General features: G+C 42.8%; 24 protein-coding genes. 1 reads left to right on the top strand and 23 read right to left on the bottom strand.

The features are described 5' to 3' along the window. Positions 1-25 precede the first annotated feature (25 nt). The 17 genes from AC59IL_RS09270 to AC59IL_RS09190 all read right to left on the bottom strand — a co-directional run bounded on the left by AC59IL_RS09270 (position 26) and on the right by AC59IL_RS09190 (position 9,919). Positions 26-889 carry a hypothetical protein gene (locus tag AC59IL_RS09270; RefSeq protein ID WP_496551833.1) on the bottom strand — a complete coding sequence of 288 codons (864 nt, stop codon included), beginning with the start codon at positions 887-889 and terminating at the stop codon, positions 26-28. Between the two features lie 119 nt (positions 890-1,008). Next, positions 1,009-1,209: a hypothetical protein gene (locus AC59IL_RS09265; protein ID WP_496551832.1), complete on the bottom strand. Its 201-nt coding sequence runs from the start codon at positions 1,207-1,209 to the stop codon at positions 1,009-1,011. A gap of 10 nt (positions 1,210-1,219) precedes the next feature. Then, positions 1,220-1,522 (bottom strand): hypothetical protein, encoded by a 303-nt coding sequence (locus AC59IL_RS09260; RefSeq protein WP_496551831.1) that lies wholly within the window; start codon positions 1,520-1,522, stop codon positions 1,220-1,222. Then, positions 1,515-1,808, bottom strand: a complete 294-nt coding sequence (locus tag AC59IL_RS09255; RefSeq protein ID WP_496551830.1) for a hypothetical protein — start codon at positions 1,806-1,808, stop codon at positions 1,515-1,517. Before AC59IL_RS09255 ends, AC59IL_RS09260 begins: the two co-directional genes overlap by 8 nt. Further along, a complete protein-coding gene (locus tag AC59IL_RS09250) occupies positions 1,805-2,041 on the bottom strand; it encodes a hypothetical protein (protein ID WP_496551829.1) in 237 nt (78 codons plus the stop codon). Before AC59IL_RS09250 ends, AC59IL_RS09255 begins: the two co-directional genes overlap by 4 nt. Beyond that, complete coding sequence (locus tag AC59IL_RS09245) at positions 2,041-2,523, bottom strand: hypothetical protein (RefSeq protein ID WP_496551828.1); 483 nt, start codon at positions 2,521-2,523, stop codon at positions 2,041-2,043. The genes AC59IL_RS09250 and AC59IL_RS09245 overlap by 1 nt, the downstream gene beginning before the upstream one ends. Position 2,524: 1 nt before the next feature. Beyond that, positions 2,525-3,499, bottom strand: coding sequence for a hypothetical protein (locus tag AC59IL_RS09240; protein ID WP_496551827.1), 975 nt, complete (start codon positions 3,497-3,499; stop codon positions 2,525-2,527). Between the two features lie 8 nt (positions 3,500-3,507). Beyond that, positions 3,508-4,176: a DUF6046 domain-containing protein gene (locus AC59IL_RS09235; protein ID WP_496551826.1), complete on the bottom strand. Its 669-nt coding sequence runs from the start codon at positions 4,174-4,176 to the stop codon at positions 3,508-3,510. Continuing rightward, positions 4,173-6,035 (bottom strand): tape measure protein, encoded by a 1,863-nt coding sequence (locus AC59IL_RS09230; protein WP_496551825.1) that lies wholly within the window; start codon positions 6,033-6,035, stop codon positions 4,173-4,175. Before AC59IL_RS09230 ends, AC59IL_RS09235 begins: the two co-directional genes overlap by 4 nt. Before the next feature lies 1 nt (position 6,036). Further along, complete coding sequence (locus tag AC59IL_RS09225; RefSeq protein ID WP_496551824.1) at positions 6,037-6,168, bottom strand: hypothetical protein; 132 nt, start codon at positions 6,166-6,168, stop codon at positions 6,037-6,039. 53 nt (positions 6,169-6,221) lie between these two features. Beyond that, on the bottom strand, positions 6,222-6,644 hold the full coding sequence (locus tag AC59IL_RS09220; protein ID WP_496551823.1) for a hypothetical protein: 423 nt from the start codon (positions 6,642-6,644) through the stop codon (positions 6,222-6,224). A 17-nt stretch (positions 6,645-6,661) separates the two neighbouring features. Further along, positions 6,662-7,093: a hypothetical protein gene (locus AC59IL_RS09215; RefSeq protein WP_496551822.1), complete on the bottom strand. Its 432-nt coding sequence runs from the start codon at positions 7,091-7,093 to the stop codon at positions 6,662-6,664. A gap of 10 nt (positions 7,094-7,103) precedes the next feature. Next, the gene (locus AC59IL_RS09210; protein WP_496551821.1) at positions 7,104-8,249 is read right to left on the bottom strand and encodes a DUF2586 family protein; all 1,146 of its coding nucleotides are present in this window, start codon (positions 8,247-8,249) and stop codon (positions 7,104-7,106) included. A gap of 50 nt (positions 8,250-8,299) precedes the next feature. Continuing rightward, positions 8,300-8,632, bottom strand: coding sequence for a hypothetical protein (locus AC59IL_RS09205; RefSeq protein ID WP_496551820.1), 333 nt, complete (start codon positions 8,630-8,632; stop codon positions 8,300-8,302). 9 nt (positions 8,633-8,641) lie between these two features. Further along, the gene (locus AC59IL_RS09200; RefSeq protein ID WP_496551819.1) at positions 8,642-9,118 is read right to left on the bottom strand and encodes a CHAP domain-containing protein; all 477 of its coding nucleotides are present in this window, start codon (positions 9,116-9,118) and stop codon (positions 8,642-8,644) included. Continuing rightward, a complete protein-coding gene (locus AC59IL_RS09195; RefSeq protein WP_496551818.1) occupies positions 9,115-9,627 on the bottom strand; it encodes a hypothetical protein in 513 nt (170 codons plus the stop codon). Before AC59IL_RS09195 ends, AC59IL_RS09200 begins: the two co-directional genes overlap by 4 nt. Then, on the bottom strand, positions 9,614-9,919 hold the full coding sequence (locus AC59IL_RS09190) for a hypothetical protein (protein ID WP_496551817.1): 306 nt from the start codon (positions 9,917-9,919) through the stop codon (positions 9,614-9,616). The genes AC59IL_RS09195 and AC59IL_RS09190 overlap by 14 nt, the downstream gene beginning before the upstream one ends. Before the next feature lie 298 nt (positions 9,920-10,217). Between AC59IL_RS09190 and AC59IL_RS09185 the strand changes: the two genes are divergently transcribed. After that, positions 10,218-10,730 (top strand): hypothetical protein, encoded by a 513-nt coding sequence (locus tag AC59IL_RS09185; RefSeq protein WP_496551816.1) that lies wholly within the window; start codon positions 10,218-10,220, stop codon positions 10,728-10,730. Position 10,731: 1 nt separating this feature from the next. On the opposite strand, the gene AC59IL_RS09180 is transcribed toward AC59IL_RS09185, so the two are convergent. From AC59IL_RS09180 to AC59IL_RS09155, 6 genes are all read right to left on the bottom strand, one after another. Beyond that, complete coding sequence (locus tag AC59IL_RS09180) at positions 10,732-11,067, bottom strand: hypothetical protein (protein ID WP_496551815.1); 336 nt, start codon at positions 11,065-11,067, stop codon at positions 10,732-10,734. 119 nt (positions 11,068-11,186) lie between these two features. After that, positions 11,187-11,906 carry a hypothetical protein gene (locus AC59IL_RS09175; RefSeq protein ID WP_496551814.1) on the bottom strand — a complete coding sequence of 240 codons (720 nt, stop codon included), beginning with the start codon at positions 11,904-11,906 and terminating at the stop codon, positions 11,187-11,189. A 517-nt stretch (positions 11,907-12,423) separates the two neighbouring features. After that, positions 12,424-12,942 (bottom strand): host-nuclease inhibitor Gam family protein, encoded by a 519-nt coding sequence (locus AC59IL_RS09170; protein WP_496551813.1) that lies wholly within the window; start codon positions 12,940-12,942, stop codon positions 12,424-12,426. A gap of 25 nt (positions 12,943-12,967) precedes the next feature. Then, entirely contained in the window at positions 12,968-13,411 is a 444-nt protein-coding gene (locus tag AC59IL_RS09165) for a hypothetical protein (protein ID WP_496551812.1), read from the bottom strand. A 45-nt stretch (positions 13,412-13,456) separates the two neighbouring features. After that, the gene (locus AC59IL_RS09160) at positions 13,457-14,308 is read right to left on the bottom strand and encodes an AAA family ATPase (protein ID WP_496551811.1); all 852 of its coding nucleotides are present in this window, start codon (positions 14,306-14,308) and stop codon (positions 13,457-13,459) included. Between the two features lie 38 nt (positions 14,309-14,346). Further along, entirely contained in the window at positions 14,347-16,401 is a 2,055-nt protein-coding gene (locus tag AC59IL_RS09155; RefSeq protein WP_496551810.1) for a hypothetical protein, read from the bottom strand. Positions 16,402-16,456: the final 55 nt, after the last annotated feature.

Raw genomic sequence — 16,456 nt, 5'->3', positions numbered from 1 at the left:
TAAGTATGTTTGATTTAGTTGTTGCTTACTTAATCTGGCTATGTGGTATATATTCAATGCTTAAGTCAGCATCATCGATACGCAGATAACCGCTGTCGGGCACATATTCAACATCTACCGTTGTAAGCTGAAGATTGCCATAGCTTGTGTAACATTCCTGCAGGTGAGGAATTTCAACACCCTCAACTGCCTGCAGCGCATCTACAAGGTGAGCCAGTACAAACAATCCATTAAATGGAAGATTTTGTAAATAGGTTCGTATCGCATTCGGCACGGGGGCGCTGTCGGTTCCATCGAGCCGGCTGCCATTGACACCCAGTATGAGCGGATTATAATAGATCCTTAACTTAAGTTTAAGGCGGTCTGCCACCAGACTATCAATTTGAAGGTCAACACCTGCATCGGCTATTCTGTTAAAATATTCACGCAAAGCATTTAACTGCTCTGTTGTTAAAGGGGCAAGGTCGGTGCCACTGGCAGTTGCTACTTTAATGCGCAGGAAAATCCGCTGGTTGGCGCGGCGCTGGCGTACTACTGCGGCATATTTTACAATTTTTGAAGCATCAACAACATCGTCGGATAAACCGGTATTATCATAATAATCCTGCTCTGCAACGAGATTGTATCCAAATTGAAATGCCTTTGCTTTTTCGGCATACCAGCGTAGCGAGTGCGGTTTCTTTTGCGCAATTAATTCGTTTACTTCTGCTTTGTGCGTATCCTGCAATTGTTCAACCGTCCATTGACAAACTGCTACAATGTAAGTAATGAGCCGTAGCAGGTTGGTTTTACTCCAGGTCGAAGGGTTAATGATAATTTCATGCGTGGCCAGTTCAGTAACCAGCGTGTTGGTAATATCGGTATGTATTTCGGTTATGGTGCGTGCCATTATTTGCGTAATATTTTATTGTACAAAAGATTGAATGGTAAACTCCAGGCAATACCAAAGTGGTACCAAAACACTATGCCCAGGCTGTGGCAAATGAAATGTTCTCCATAGTTTATATTTTACTTAGGTTGTTTGCCTGCATTAGGGTCGATACACTGAATGAAAAAATCAACCGTTGCACCGGCAACTAAAAACCAGAAAGCAACTTTCAGGTCGTTTTGAAAATAGGCAGCGCCGCTGATGGTGGCTACCATGCCTCTCAATGCCAGTGATATCTTCAATAATTTCTTGGGTGTTGGTTTAAAATAATTTTTGAGCATAGGGATTTAATTAAGAAACTACAAAGTCGTTTTCGATAGCCCAGAATTCAATGCCTTCGCCAATGGCAACAGGATCGTCTGCAATAAAACTTTCTCCACTGGCCGGTTTATTGGCGCCTACAGCAAACAATTGCACCAGTCTTCTTTTTTCTACATCGAATTCAGGCACATTCAGCACTTCGCCTGCCTGCAGATTATCGGTAAGCGAACGTCCGTTGAAGAGGGCCAGTTCCATTGCCCTTTCCACATCGCCCAATTCCTGCATGGCAATGTCGAGCCAGGTTTGACCATATGATACAGTTACTTTAGCCATTGTATGGTGCGTCTATTAGCAATTGATTGTTATCGAATACAATTTTATTTATCTGCATGCCATCACTGATGAATTGCAGGCGTACTTCCCGTAAAAAAACAGAAGCCTGTTCTGCTTCGAGGTGTTTAAATGTTCCTACACCTGTATCGGGATTTTCTTTTAAACTGCCTTTATCAAAAAGCAGTAACAATGCCTGGTGCTGTTGATCGCTTTTGCCAATTTTTAAATTGCCCGATGCATCAATCAGCAGATCATTACTGGTATTATCTAAAAGAATGTCTATCATAATATGGTTCCTGTTATGCTTATTCCTGATACGGGACCACCGCCGGAAGGGGCAATGAGGCCGGTTCCCGGAACGTTGAGGGTGGCGGTGCTTTTTATGTGATTAATGATTTCTTCTGCAACCGCTTTCCAGAAATCGCGCCGGGCCTGATCAATGTTTTCAATATCCTGGTCGTTGAAACTTTGCGCTCTGTTATAAAGCGCCGTTCCCAATACATCTTTATTTAAAGCCATTACCGGAGTATGTTTTGAATTTTTGTTAATGCCTGTTGCAGCTTTACATAATCAGGGTTTTGCCCCTGCACAACTACTACTTTCATCACTGCCTGCACAATCAGTTCAAGCGCCTGGCGAAGGGTATCGTTTTGTTTTTTGATCTGCAAACCGGTTGCGTCCTGTTCTATAATTGCGTCGCCAATTTTCAGTCGCCATTTATCTGCTTCGCCACAGCCTACTATCATCCATTCGTCGGTATTTTCGATACGGGCGGCCAAACACCAGCTGCCGGTTTTTGGAAAAATGGTGATGCTTTCTTTGCCATCTATTACCGGGCGCAGGCGAACATCATAATACTCGAGCTCGGTTTCTTCGTCGTATAATACACAGGTTGCTTCTGCAGTATCCACGCTTTGCACGGTGGCCAGCATGGTAGGCGCCGGGCCGAATCTCGATGAGCGTTCGTCGAGCAATTGTCGTATTTGTTCTTCTCGTGCCATGTTACAAGCTTGCCTCTATTTTAATTTTTTGTCTTCCGCCACCCGAGCTATAATCGCCTTCTACTGCTTCGATAAAATATTTACCTGAACGGGCCGGGTATTTGGGGTCTTCAATTTCAACGGCCATGGCCGGATCGGCAAAAGGAATAAGAAATGCAGTAAGCGATCCTTCATACCCGCGATTGATCAGTTTACGTTTTTGATCATCCTGTATTTTTTTCAAAGTGGCCTTGTCGAGCCTTACATTCATCTTCACCTGCTTTACCTGATCGGTTTTGCTTTTTGAGTCGGCGTATTGTGTTGTTCCGTCTTTTTGTTTACTGCTCAATGAAAGGTTTACTTCGGTCAATTGTTTTTTCGGATTAAACTTCAGTTCATTATCATCAACCACATTCCAGCCCAATTTTAGCTTGATTGTATCCTTTATATCGGTATACTTCAGGCCTACATACAGTTCATCGAAATTGAAGTATACGGTCATCAGCAATTGTTCTTTGATCCAGTCAAGCACCTGTATTCCTGTTTTACCTGAAAAATTAACCGGGCTTTCGATCGTTATATCGGGTATTCGCTTACTTAATTTTATGGCCGTGCCGCGCACCAGGTCATTCAGTATTGTTTTTAATTTAGTGCCCGACTTATAGCTTTTATTGAACTTTTGTATTTTTCGAATCAGGTAACTATATCCTTCGCATTCAATTTCCAATGGTACGTTAGGTTTGATTTGCCTGATAAAGCCTTTAAACCGCATTGTGTTTTTGCCATCGTAACCACAGGCGATGCTTATTTGTAAACCTTCTTTGAACTTCAGACCTGTTTCGATGCGTTCGTATACATCGCCTTTTTTCTTCAACATGGCAACAGCAGGCAGTTTAATGGTTGCCGTATCGCTGTATTCAGTAATACTCCTTTTCCACTTTACAGCATTGGGCTTTATTGTATTATTGATGCCCTCAACTTTTATGTCGGATGTCATTTGAAACATTAGCTTACCTCCAATGTGAATATGCTGTCACTTTCTAATTGAATGTTAAAAGGGCGAACATGTTTGCGACCGCCTTCTACTTCGGGAAGATCAAAGCTTTCGATTACCACTTTCTGATCTTTTCCCAAAAAAATATCGGTTAAGGGGTTCTGAAGTACTATGGCGGTTTGCAGTTCGAATACTTCTTTAAATACTTTCAGATCTTCTTCGGGCCAAACCCTTCCATCGAGATCGATAAAGAACCCTTTTAAACTAATTGAGTAATCATCGGTGCTGTATAATTCTTTTACCGTTCCCTGTCGTTCGGCCATGGGCGTTTTGACAATGGTTTTTTTGCCGGAAATTTTTATTACTGAGAACGGCAGAAAGAATTCGCTCCTCGTGAAATCCTTCACATTTAATTCCATAAAGCGGGTAGGCAGCCATATTTCCCTGTCTTTATACTTTTCATTCAAAGTAGTGCCTGAAATTTGTGAAACTACTTCGTTGCCACGCTCGATTATGAAACGGCCTGTGTAACCATACGGATCAAATTCGTCGGGTAACTCATATGGTATTCCCAGAGGATCGGTGTTTTTAATCTGCTCACTCGCCCTTTGTATTTTGTAGGGTTTGCTTCCGAATGTTCGCAGGTATAATTGTTCAAGATCGTAGGTTATGGTACTCATTGTAAAGCTGCCCCGCTGTTTAAGATTCTTAAAAACATTTCCTGTAGTCTTGCTTCGAGGTCATCAATGCTCTCTTTGGCATTCATTAAGTGCAACTCGATTTTGTCGGTAAACTTTATGCCATTGATGTTGATAACACGGGGACCACCGCTTGCAATATCACCGGCCGTTTTGTTGGCCTGGTTCTGTGCTGCGGGAGCTGTATTCCCATTAGCATCGGTGGCCGTTTTTGCAAGCCCCCAATTTCCTGATGCACCTGCACCTGCAAGTCCCCAATTACCCGATGCACCCCCTTGTGATGGAGTAATACCGGCGCTCTTTTGTGGGTCGGGAGGTGGTGCCGGTTTTTTCTTGTCTTTTTCATCGCCAAGCCCAAGCAAGCCCATTACACCGTTAACTACCCAGCTGATACCATCAATTATCCAGCTTATAAAATCCACAATGCCTTTTATTACCGGAGTGATAAACTTTATTACCTCGGTTATAACTTTAATAATCCATCCTAATATCGCTCCTACAATTCTCAGCGCCGGGCCCAGTACAGCCGATACAACCTGAGCAATGAGTGTAAGTATGGGAGCAAGGCCTTCAATCAGCGCAACTATAAATTCACTTACCTGTTGAATCAGGGGTGCTATAGTTGCAAACAGCGCATCGAATAGAGGTTGCAGTTGTTGAAGTATGGGGCCTATTGCAGTCATGATGGCAGAAACAACGGTCAATACACTATTTAAAATACTTTCGATAGGCAGCGAATTGAGCATATCCATTACCGGCTGAATGAATTGCATGATCTGCGGTAACAGGGTGTCGGTAAGCTTAAGGCCGAAGTCGAGCAGCCTGTTCAGTATAGGCAGAAAAGCAACGCCTACATCACCCAGTCCGGTTTGCAACGATTCAGTAAAATTGCCCCATTTGCCTTCTACTGTTTGATTTTGTCTTTCCATAGCGCCGGCATAAGCGCCTCCTGCTTCTCCGGATTTTTTCAGGGCAGAACTGAGTTGGTCATAACTCACGTTCATGGTTTTTACCTTGTCAATGCTTTGGCCCGAAGCGTCTGCAAGTACTTTGTATATATCTATTCCTGCATCACTAAACTCTTTAAGATCCGCACTGGTAGCCACACCTGCTTTTTTTAACTCACCCATTTTGTCGGCCATTTTAGTGAGCTCTTCGTTGCCTTTATTTGCACCGGAAAAAGCATTGGCAAGGGCCAGTGCATCTGCACGGGCATCATTTGCATTGGCGCCGGCTTCTATCAGCGACCTGTTTACAGCTAAAAGGCTGGTAACGTCGAATGGAGTTGCAGCGGCATCCTTTTTAATATTGGCGTATGCTTCTGTGGCTGCCGGTTTACTAAGCTTCGACTGCAGGGATGTTATATCCGTTTCCTGCTTCATGCCACCGGTAATGATTTGGGTTCCCAGTGAGGCAAGATTACCTTTGCTAAATAAGCCGGTAACCGAACCTGCAATTGATTTCAGAAAACCTCCGCCACTGCCGCCACTATCAGCGCTTGCTTTGTTCGCTGCATTTGCCGCAGCTGGTGCAGCAGCCTTCGGTGGTTGAATTTTACTCAGGGTATTCAGCTTTTGACTCCAGTCATTAAGATGTTGCGAACTTTGCTGAACAACCTTTTGTGTGTTGCCGAAGTCGTCTTTGAGGCCCTGAAAACTGGTTGAAAACTTGTCGATCTTAGCAACTAACTGGTCAATACGGGTTTCAATTTTATTAAAGGTTCGCCTGGTGGTTTGATACACTTTATCCAGGAAGGAATTTATGTCCTTCCACATTTTTACCAGTGAACTGTTCATCAGTTGATTGAACTCCGCAATAAATTGAGCTGTATTGTTTGCCACCCTACATTCCGTTTAAAAATTTACCATATCCATTTTCCGCTTCCATTTTGCGAATGCGGTTAATGTGTGCCAGTTTCATAACCAGGGCGTCGTCTGTAAGCTGCGATGCATCCCGCCCTGTATAGTATTCCACTATTGTTTCAAGAAAGCCGAATACGTCGTGTTCGGCTTTCTCCGATGCATCGCTTATCTTTTTAAAAGAGCGGCTTTTTTGCCTTCGAGGATTGCATTGAATTTCATGGCTGCAGGAATGAAAAATTCGTCGTCGTCAATAATAAACTGATCACCGGCAATAAAACATTCGCGCATACATTGTTCCAGAAAAGCATACAAGCCTTCGTCGGTAATTTTAGTAGAAGCATAGGAAAGGATATGCCTGTTGATGGGCTTCATCAAAGCGAATGCTTCGATGTTTTCGCCGCTTTCATCCAGTACAGGCAGGTACCAAAGCCCTTTGTTTTGATTGCTCCATTTTATTACCTGGTCTTCGCCATATCGTTCATAAGCCAGGGCCTCGCATTTTTCGCGCAACTGCGTTTCCTGCTCTTTGCGCTCGCGTTCCCGGATCTCTTTAATGCTCGATCCTTTGTTGTTATCTGTTTGTATCATGTGGTGGGATGCTTTTTTTATTTTTCTGATATATTCATCGCAATTAACGGAAGGGTAACTTCAGTCATTTTTGCATTTTGTTCCATTGCCCTGGTTAATTCGGTGAATGCTACACCGGTAACTGTAATGGTGCGTTTAGGATCGTTTCTTTGTTTTTTATAATCGCAGGTGATGGTAACAAGGTGATGAGGTACTTCCAAAATGTCGTCGTATCCCGCAGCCAGTGCTGCATCGTTCAACATGTCGACCTCAAACTTTAACAGCTTCAGGTTGCCTTCATATTTTTTATTGCCTGATTGAATATCAATGGGTGCATCACCGGCGGCATACAGGTGCTCCTTTTCAATAGTTTTTTTGAATTCGAAACCGCGTAAGCCTACTACAGTGCGACTTAATACGGTTACGGCTACATGCGCCCAGGCGCATTCTTTTGTGCTAAATGCTGGCATATTTTATTTTTTAAACAGCCGGGGCAACAAGGCCCAGGTCAATGTCAATGAATGAAGTATATCCGAACGGACGTACACGTAATTTGATGGTTAATTTGCCTGTATTGATAACATCCTGTGAAGGATTAATGTAAACCTGTAAGCCGCTGATCTGGTCAGACATGGCTACATTGATCTGTTGAGTTATTTTTGCTTCGAGGTGCGACAGGTAACTGTGATTGATGTTTCCGTCTGCATCAACAGTTACTTCACCTTCAAGGTCTTCGACATAAACAGCTGCTGCAATTACTGCGGCTTTATCAACTACACGGCCATAAGCCAGTAAACGATAATCATCGGTGCTGCTCATGCGATCGATACCGAAATAAAAACCGGCTTTTTGCGGATGCTGCATGAAGCTGATGAAACCAGCGTCGTGCAGGGTTGCAAGGTTAACAACGTCTTTTATTTCTTTAGTGCCAATGTAGGCTGTGCTGATGCTGAGCGGACCATTGGCTACCTTACCCAGTTTAATTTGCGCACCGTATTTCACAGCACGGCCCAATGCCAAACCAACGGAGGCTGATCCATCGTTGAGAGAACCACCTAATACAACACCGGCATAACCGTTGCTGCTGTTTTTGGGTTCAAGTGTATTGTTGGCAGCAGCATTTTGAACACGGCCTTCGATCAATATGCGAAGTGGTACGAGTTCAGCCAATCTTGCTTCGGCAAAAACCTTTGCATTGGTAATAGCAGTGGCTACCTGACTGTCGATAAAATCGGCTCCGCCATTGTAACCTGCGGCCGGTTTGTGAAAAACACCCAGCAATCTTACTTTGCCCTGTGCATCGGTGATCAGTTTTTTGGCGCCACCTGTATTGGTGTTGTCGAGCATCTGCGCCATGGTCATGGTATCAGGAACGATCATGATGTGTAATTCCTGGTTGCCGCCTAACTCGCTGTAAAACTCTTTCAGGTGGCGAAACATGGCTGGTTCTGCAGCTTCGGTAAAGCCTTTGCTTTCGGCGTCATCAAGGCTGTACACCGTTTGGGGCACTCCCAGCAGACCGGCTGTAGAGCCGGTGCCGCAGAGTGCTGCTATCCCATCCACAGCATCTACATCCTGTAACAGGTTGCCATTGCTGTAGAGAATACTTACTTTGGGTAATGACATAATGATAATTTGAGAATTTTTTAATTTGAAAATTTGAGAATATCAACCGGTTATTTAACTGCTGTGAACAACTGCAATTTTTTATTATAAGCTGCCAGAACCGATTTCCGGCCTTCGCCTTCGGGCAGCAGTTTTTTTAATATATCGGCAGTTTCGGCTGCTTCAATTTTTTTGATCAGCACTTCGGCTTTTACCTGTACTGTTTTTTGTTTAATAGCCTCTTCTGCATTCGGTGTGCGCTGCCAGGGAATTACCAGCTTATCATCGAGTGTTGCGGCATGGGCTGTTGCATCCTGTTTGTTATGAAACAATAATTTGTTGCTTGTTTCGTAACATGCTGTGTTGGCAGGGTATGCTTTAAAATATTCTTTTACGTGATCCATGATGGTGATTTATTGAATGAACCCTTTTACAGATGTCAGCTTCCTGGTTCGGCGGCAAACCTCATAACCTTCTCTGCTTCCTTCATCGTTGGTATTGCCTTCTACCGTTTCGATCAGTTCGTTATGAATGCGCTCTACCAAACCGGTATGCCCTGTTCCTTTGCCATGATCCATTATAAACACGGCGCCGGGTTGAATAATGCCTGGGTTTTTCAACACCTTGTCAAGCACAATTTTTCTATTGGCCTGTTGCTCATTCCATTGGTGCAATACACCACCGGTTCGTATAAGAAAGTTGGGAACATTCAGCATGGTGGAAGCCTGATTGTAACACCAATACACAAAAGCCATGCACCAGGGATTGCCGGGGTTAAGACCTACACTCTTTAAGTATTGATCTACTTCTTTACCCGAATTGCTACTTCCGTTTTCGCGTATGCCTAACTGAGTGATTGCAATTTCAAGTGCCTTTTCAGAAATGGTCATATAAAGAATTGTACAATTGCTTTGGCGTTTGCTATCAATAGCTTCCAATGCTTAATGCAAAAGCCGGTTATTAAAATGATGCTGAGCCACAGCGTTATTTTTGCCCACCAGGGTGCCCGGTACCGGATCACTTCGCGCGGTACCGGCACATGCACAATGGTGTTGGTTTTTCGTTCAAGCTCTTTTTCAAGTAATGATATGCGTAATAATAAACTGTCCTGCTTGCAGTCGATGCTTAACTCGCCGTTATTGAGGCTGGCAACCAGCGACGATCTTCCGCTTTTGGCCTGCGCGTTCCATTTTGCTTCGGGACAGGGTACAGTAGTTTTAATATGAACCGTGTCGCCCGGCAACGTAATAATTGAATCATGGTAGAAATATTTTAATACGGTGCTATCCTTTACCGAATCCACCACCGGCTTATAGCTTTTACAGCCAAACAGTAATACTGTCATAGCTATAGCATACATAGCGAGCATGGTTAAAACAATTGCATTAGCTTTTTTCACCGGAAAGTGTTTTTATTTGTTGCAGCAAACGCTGGTTTTCTTTTTTCAACTGTTTGTTTTCTTCGCTCAGGGCTTTTACTTCATTACGAAGTATTTCAACTTCATCGTGCAGGGATTCATACTTTTTTTGCATGCCCTCGCCCAGTTCTCTCCAAACCTTTACGGCTCTTTCCACTGCGTCGAGCTCACTTATATATGTTTCTGCTTTGTTCTTTCTTCGGGCGGCATACCATGTTATGCATGCTGTTATAATACCTGTAAGCGCATTGATGACCATTTCGTTGCTGTACATAATTGGTTTTCAGAATAACCGGGTGCAGCCTTACGGGGCTGACCGGTTATTGCCTGTTCACTGTTGCTGAATTTTAGGGTACTGTTGCTATCACCTTTTGAACCTTATCATCAACCGGTTCAGTGCCTTTGACACCACAAAACTGCAACGATTAAAAAGCCTTTCAAAATGAGGGTTTTAGCGTACAACATAAATTGCGGTTACATACCACAGTAATTGTGGTATCATACTTTTTGCATTTTAAAACTGCAGGCTAAATAGGCGAATTTTGAGGTATTGAATAATCAACATACAAACTATGTTTCAATCGTATTACTCTTTGCTTTTTGTTTCGCTTAAAGCACGTATACAGGGATCAGTTCCTGAAATTTTACTGGTTGATCCTGAATGGGGCCAGATAGATAATTATGATACAACGCCTTCTATTTCGTGGCCATGTGTGCTGATAGATTTTACGCCATCAGATTTTACCAATGAAAACCAACTGGTGCAGTGGGGAGATGTAACTGTTCAGCTGCGCCTGGCTTATCCGCCGGTAACGTCGCCCGACACCATAAGCGGTCAGTCGCTTGCATTTTATGAACTGGAAGGTAAACTGTTTAAAGCATTACAGGGCTGGCAGCCGACTGATGAAGGTGGAAATTCAATAGGAGAACCGTTGATTCGTTTGCAGGCAACGACTGAGGTACGTGAAGATCACATAAGGGTGAGGCGCATTTTATTTACAACCGCATTCGAAGACGATAGTGCAATGCCTGTAAGCAATGATGTAGCCGCCGATCTGGACCTGGGCTATTTAACCAATATATAAACTACCAAACAAGGTGTGGCCATTTTTCTCTGAAGTACTTTAAGGAGGGTTGATCTTTTTTAAGCTGAACGAGCAGGGTATAATTGGCTTCTATGATTTCGGGTACAGTAACGGGGCTAAGGTAAAACTCAGTGGCTACTTTTTTAATGATGTATTCGTAGCTGTATTTGCGGTCGAAGAAGTTTCCGTAATAAAAATAGCGGCTTACCAGGGCTTCGTTGCGGGCTGTATGTAAAAGGCTGCTGCGGCCTTTGCTGGTTTTTTGAGAAGGCGCTGAGGGTTGTTCAAAAATATCAGTAAAAAGTGTGTTGCTGCCCCGCATAATATCGCTATACAATAATCGTATTTGCTTTTGAACTATACAAGCAAACTTTGTCACAAAAATAAACCCCGCACCTGTAAAGGCTTGCGGGGTTTTGACATTGCGAGGCTATGACCCTGTGAATTAATCTGAAATTATTTTTTCTTTCCCGGCCAGTATTTTCCTTCCAGCACATCTTTATACTTTTTGCGCCAGTATTTTCTGGCGCCATCTTCCCATATTAAAAAGGGTTTACTGCCACCATAACGGCTTTCAACATAGGCAACAAAGCCCATAACTTCAATCTTAATATCGCAATCGTGTTTTACGAATTTGGTAAAATCATTCTTTACCCAATGACTGATGAACAGCAACGATTTTCCTTTTTTGGGATGGCACAATGCATCGGTAAGTTGCAGGTATTGCTTTTTCGATAGTTCAGCATGTTGTATACTGTCGAGCACAGCAAAGTCGGCACTTTTCTTTTTCATCAATCTTTCGCCAAACGATTCATAAACATCGCTTTCAATAGGCGCTTTATACAACCGCACTTTACCGTCTTTATCCTGCATGCCCGATTGAATGATTTTATTGGCAACCGTTTCGCTGTCGCCACCGGCTTCTTCGTGATTATTGTAATCAACAATACCAAACTGCGTAAGGTAATTGCATAGGTTAAAAATCAAAGAACTTTTACCTGCGAAAGAAGGACCTGTAATGAACCATTTTGCATGCCGCTCGGGTTTGCCAAAAGAATCCTGGTAGATGCTTTCGAACGGGTAAATGCTTCGTTCTTTTGAAATGATCTGAGATGGGCGTAATACTTTGATTTTCTTCTTTTTAGACAGCTTTTCTGCATTTGCGAACTGTTCCATAGTTAGTATCGTTTTTGTCGTTTTTGAGGTACTGAATTGCAATGCCTGTTTTTACATAACCACTTTACATACAATTAGTTGTACGTTCTTTGCTGATTAAAACAGGGATAAATCAGCTTATTTCGGCGTTATAAGGACTACATGGTGTGAGGTATTGAGCAGTGTTGTGAATGAGTAACCGGGGCAGGACTCGAACCCGCTGGCTGCCTGACAGATTTAGGACAAGGTTTAAAAAGGAAAAGGCGTGTACGCATGATAAGGTTTATGATTAGGATAAGTATATAGGATAAGGTTGCGTACGTAGGATAAGGCACCCGTTAAACAGCCATTCCAAACCCGGTTATAAACCATCCTGTAGAAACAGGACGGCAAAACTTACTATAGCTATGAAACAAGAACTTATTACCGGCCAAACATCCGGTGTATATATTTTTCTATTAACCAGTCTATGAACAAACCGGTAAATATGCCAACGAAATAGATTATGATGAATAAGGTTGTAAACATTTTGGTTGTATTATGCACGTTGCAGTTCTTCGTGTTTTGCTTCTACATAAAAAGTTTCATCCTGCACAACATCTACATAACAGGCCTTTCTCAGTTTCAGAAATACATCATCATCACGCAGGGCAATAATGGCTTCTTTATCGAGCTCGGTTTTAGTGCGAACAAACGAAGGGAACTTCTCTTTTACCAGCTCGGTTATTCCTTCCCAGGTAAATTTTTTGTCTTTGGTTACTTTAGGAGTGCCGGTACGAAAACCGATGATGCTGTGAAACAGGTCAAGGCTTTTACGTTTGCCCCAGTTGTCTTTTTGTTCTTGTCCAAATACCTGTAACACTTCAAACTCCTCTTCTTTTTCTTCATTCAGCTGAACGATCTCTTCGTAATATTCATCCCTGATTTTGTTGATGCGCTCATTCATCTGAGCTTCTATTACGGCAAGTCGGGATTGTACCTGTGCGAACCGGGCAGATGCTTCCTGAGCCTCTTCGAGGCTTACATTGTTGAGTATTCTCTTTTTTTCGCGTGTCATGGTGTTTAGAATTTTATAGCGTTATTTAATTGATTATTTGTTCCTGCAGTTGTTCAGTGAAATATTCTTTTACAGGTTCGAAGTATTTCAGGAATTTTTCATCCTGCACTTCGAGCCAGTTGTATCCGCTGCGAATGCCTTTTATTACACCGGCATGGTCGTTGGTGCCTGTAAGAGTTCCTAAAAAGCAATAAGGAGCATTGGGATGTTTTCTTTTACCGGCCATCCATAAAAGTTTGCGCATAATAGGCCGGTCGTTGGCCCTGCTTTTATGGCTTAACCATACCAGGCTTACGCCCCAGCATCTGCACATGGCTTCGAAGGTTTGTTTAATATCTTCTTCAACCAGCTTGTTCGAAAAGCGTGGCATAAGCACTACCTCAATGCCTGCTTTTTTATGTATTTCGCTTTGTGCCTGTGCTATTACGTAATTAACAATCGACATTTCTTTTTTGCTGAATACACTCATGTTATTCCTCTTTTATATTTTAACAGATCATTTTATTGGTTACAATCAGGCGGCTTTGTATGCATTAATTAAATCGGTTAACACACGTAAATCGAACTCACATTTATTAAACATTTCGATAATCGCCTGCTCATTGGTTATGCCATTGGCTTTGCAAATGAGTGTTACATCTTTTTTAAACTCGGTTTTGGCTGGCGTTAAGTCCCAGAATATTTTTTTCATTCGGCTGTACAGTTCGGCAAAACCTCTTTTGTTTCGACTTACACCGGTTTCAATACGCTTTTTTAAATAAGGGGTAGCTATGAATACAAGTCCGCATTTGCCGTGCAGTTTATTTTCAAGATCAATAAACATTTCAAGCACTTCATCTTTCAGTTTATCAACTTCATCAATAATAAAAAGCGGATCGTTGTCTTTTTCAAGATAGCTTACCAGGTTGTCGAGCATTTCGGCAATGGTGCCGCTGCTGTCTTTTCCCATGCTTTTAAGCATATCACGCAACAGTATGCGTATAGGCATATGGCGGTGGCAGCAGATGTAATAAGCCGAAGGGTTTTGCCGGGCGAATGCTTTTACGGTTATGCTTTTACCGAGGCTTGCATTTATAATCAGTGCATGAATGCCGGCCGGATTTCGTTGGGCATCGCCAAAGTAGGCGGTTAGCTTGTTGTAAACACTTGTTGGTGCAATGTGCCAGGGCGTTAAAATAAAACCTGTTTGTTTGGCTATTTTGCGCCACATGGCTTCGTTTATATTTCCTGTATTGCCATTAAGTATCTGGCCAATAATGTCACTGCTTACACTTTTGAGGTTATTGGCAGCAGCATGCTGACTGTCGTATCTTTTTACAAAGGCGGCCAGGTTATCGGTAATTCTTTTCTTTGTTTGCTCGTTCATAATGGTTCGGTTTTGATTATTTATTCGCTAATGGTAAATCAGCGTTTAAATATGTTTTTGTACACATTGAAATCTTCTTCTTCTGTTTCAGGTATGTGGTTCGTTTCAGGCAATGCTATTTTGCTTGCTATGCTGTGTACTGTTTCTTCCCGATAAGCCTGTTCCGATTCGGCGAGTAATTCTTTTGGTAATAATCCACTCAGCAAAACAGCTTTGGGATCTATTTCAATGGTACGTGTGGCCGAAAGGCCTGCTACTTTTTCAACCTGGGCCTTCTTTTCGTTCAGTATCATATTCAGGGCCTGCCGGCTGCCATCGTAATGATATACCAGCGCCCGTGGCTGCAATGCGGCTTCTTTGGCTACGAAACGAATGTTGTTGTAATCGGTGATCAATACACGGCTCATATCGAAAGGATCATATACTACCCACACTTTGCTGCCAATAAGGTGCTGCATGCCAGTGTAATCGGGCAGATCATAACTGTATTTTATTCCGTTTATAACCGGTTCAATACCGCGATTGGTAACAGATATGGATCTTCCCTGCGGCTGATGTGTGATACCAAACAGGTGCAGAAACTGCAAATCTGTAACAGGCCGTTTCTGTTCATCGCTTAACGACTTCCAGCGTTGCTGCCATTGTGCTTCGCGGCCGGGCGCTTCCAAATTATTTTTGGTAACAGATGGTATGTTGCGCATGTAATACAAAAACCTGTCGATCTGTTCACATGCCTGCTCACCTACCAGCGGACGATTTTTTGCGTTTGCTTTTAATGCTTCGGCATTAACACCTTTATGCTTTGCAGTAAGGTTGTTTCCATTATAATTAAGCAGTTCGTGTGCTGCCAGTTTTTCGGCCCTTTTGGCGTGATCGCTTCCAAATAACTGTTCAATATATCCCCTGTGTTTGTTGCCTACAGCCGGTTTTACAAACTTTGCAATGCTGTTAAAAAAAGGGAAGGCATTGCTGCGGTTCCAGTGATCGGCTTTTACTTCAAACGGCAGATACCAGTTGCCATCGCCTGCAAGGCTTCGTATATAATACATGGCATCGATCCAGGCTATGCGCACCATATCAAACACCGGCGCTTTTGCCTGCCTGTAGCTGGCGCCTAATACAAGGCCTGTACTGCTGTCGGCTACAATGTATCCCACATAGCGTTGCATATCTTTACCACTGCCTTGTATATCGGGGTTGGTATAATAGTAATTGAAATTATAATCGTCGCTTTCAACCAAAGCCAGCGGATGCATAGTGCCTGCCGGTAACCCTTTTACCTGGCGAACATATTTTTCGTTAAAGGCATTCCACCCTTCACGGGAGGCAATTATTTCATGCTCCCATTCTTTGCGGCGCATGCCTACAATGCGTGCTCCTATTTTATCTTTACTATTTTGTTTGGCCCAGCTGTTATACATGTAACAGATCATTACATCGTCGTACTGGTTCGGATGCTCAAGCAGTTTTTTTAAAATATCATCTTCAATTTTTTTCGCCAGCGCATTGCCAAAGCGCCAGTCGATCAGGCATACATATCCTTTTTGCTGGTAGTCGGTCATTTTGTTCCGCAGCCGCTGGTAACTGGACGGCAAATCAATGTAGTCGGTTTTTATAATGCTGCACACATGGCTCCAGAACTGGTCGAGCTTTAAGTTCAGCTGCTTTTTAATGATCTTTTTGTTGTTATTTATTTCAAGCAACATATTTAACCAGCTGGCGGCCGTTACATATTTATTTACATGCGTTGCCGGTAAAAATTTATCATCACTATAAGTGTATGAAAGAAAATAATCTTCTGCTTTATGATCGGGTTTAACCATTAGCCGTATAGGCTCTTTGGCGATGTACTCGTATGGATTACCAAACTGCATATTCACCATTTGTTTATACTCGTTCTTCAGCATATCGTATTTAACCAATACCCTGCGGCGATCATTGGGATCTTCGGCAAACTCCCAGCATTTCGTTCCTGTGCTTTTGGCTTTCCGCAGGTATATTTCAACCTTTTCTTTTTCTTTTTGGGTAGCAGCCACTATAGCCGTTACCATTTCCCCAAACTCCAGGTACAGGGTGTTGTTGATCAGTTTCAAGGTTCAACAGTTTTTCAGGTACTTATTGTTATAGTTATCAGCGCACTGATGGGTT

It is taken from the genome of Niastella sp. sgz303648 (assembly GCF_059587045.1).
The sequence above is the reverse complement of the archived record's forward strand: the minus strand, read 5'-3'. Positions and strand labels throughout refer to the sequence as shown.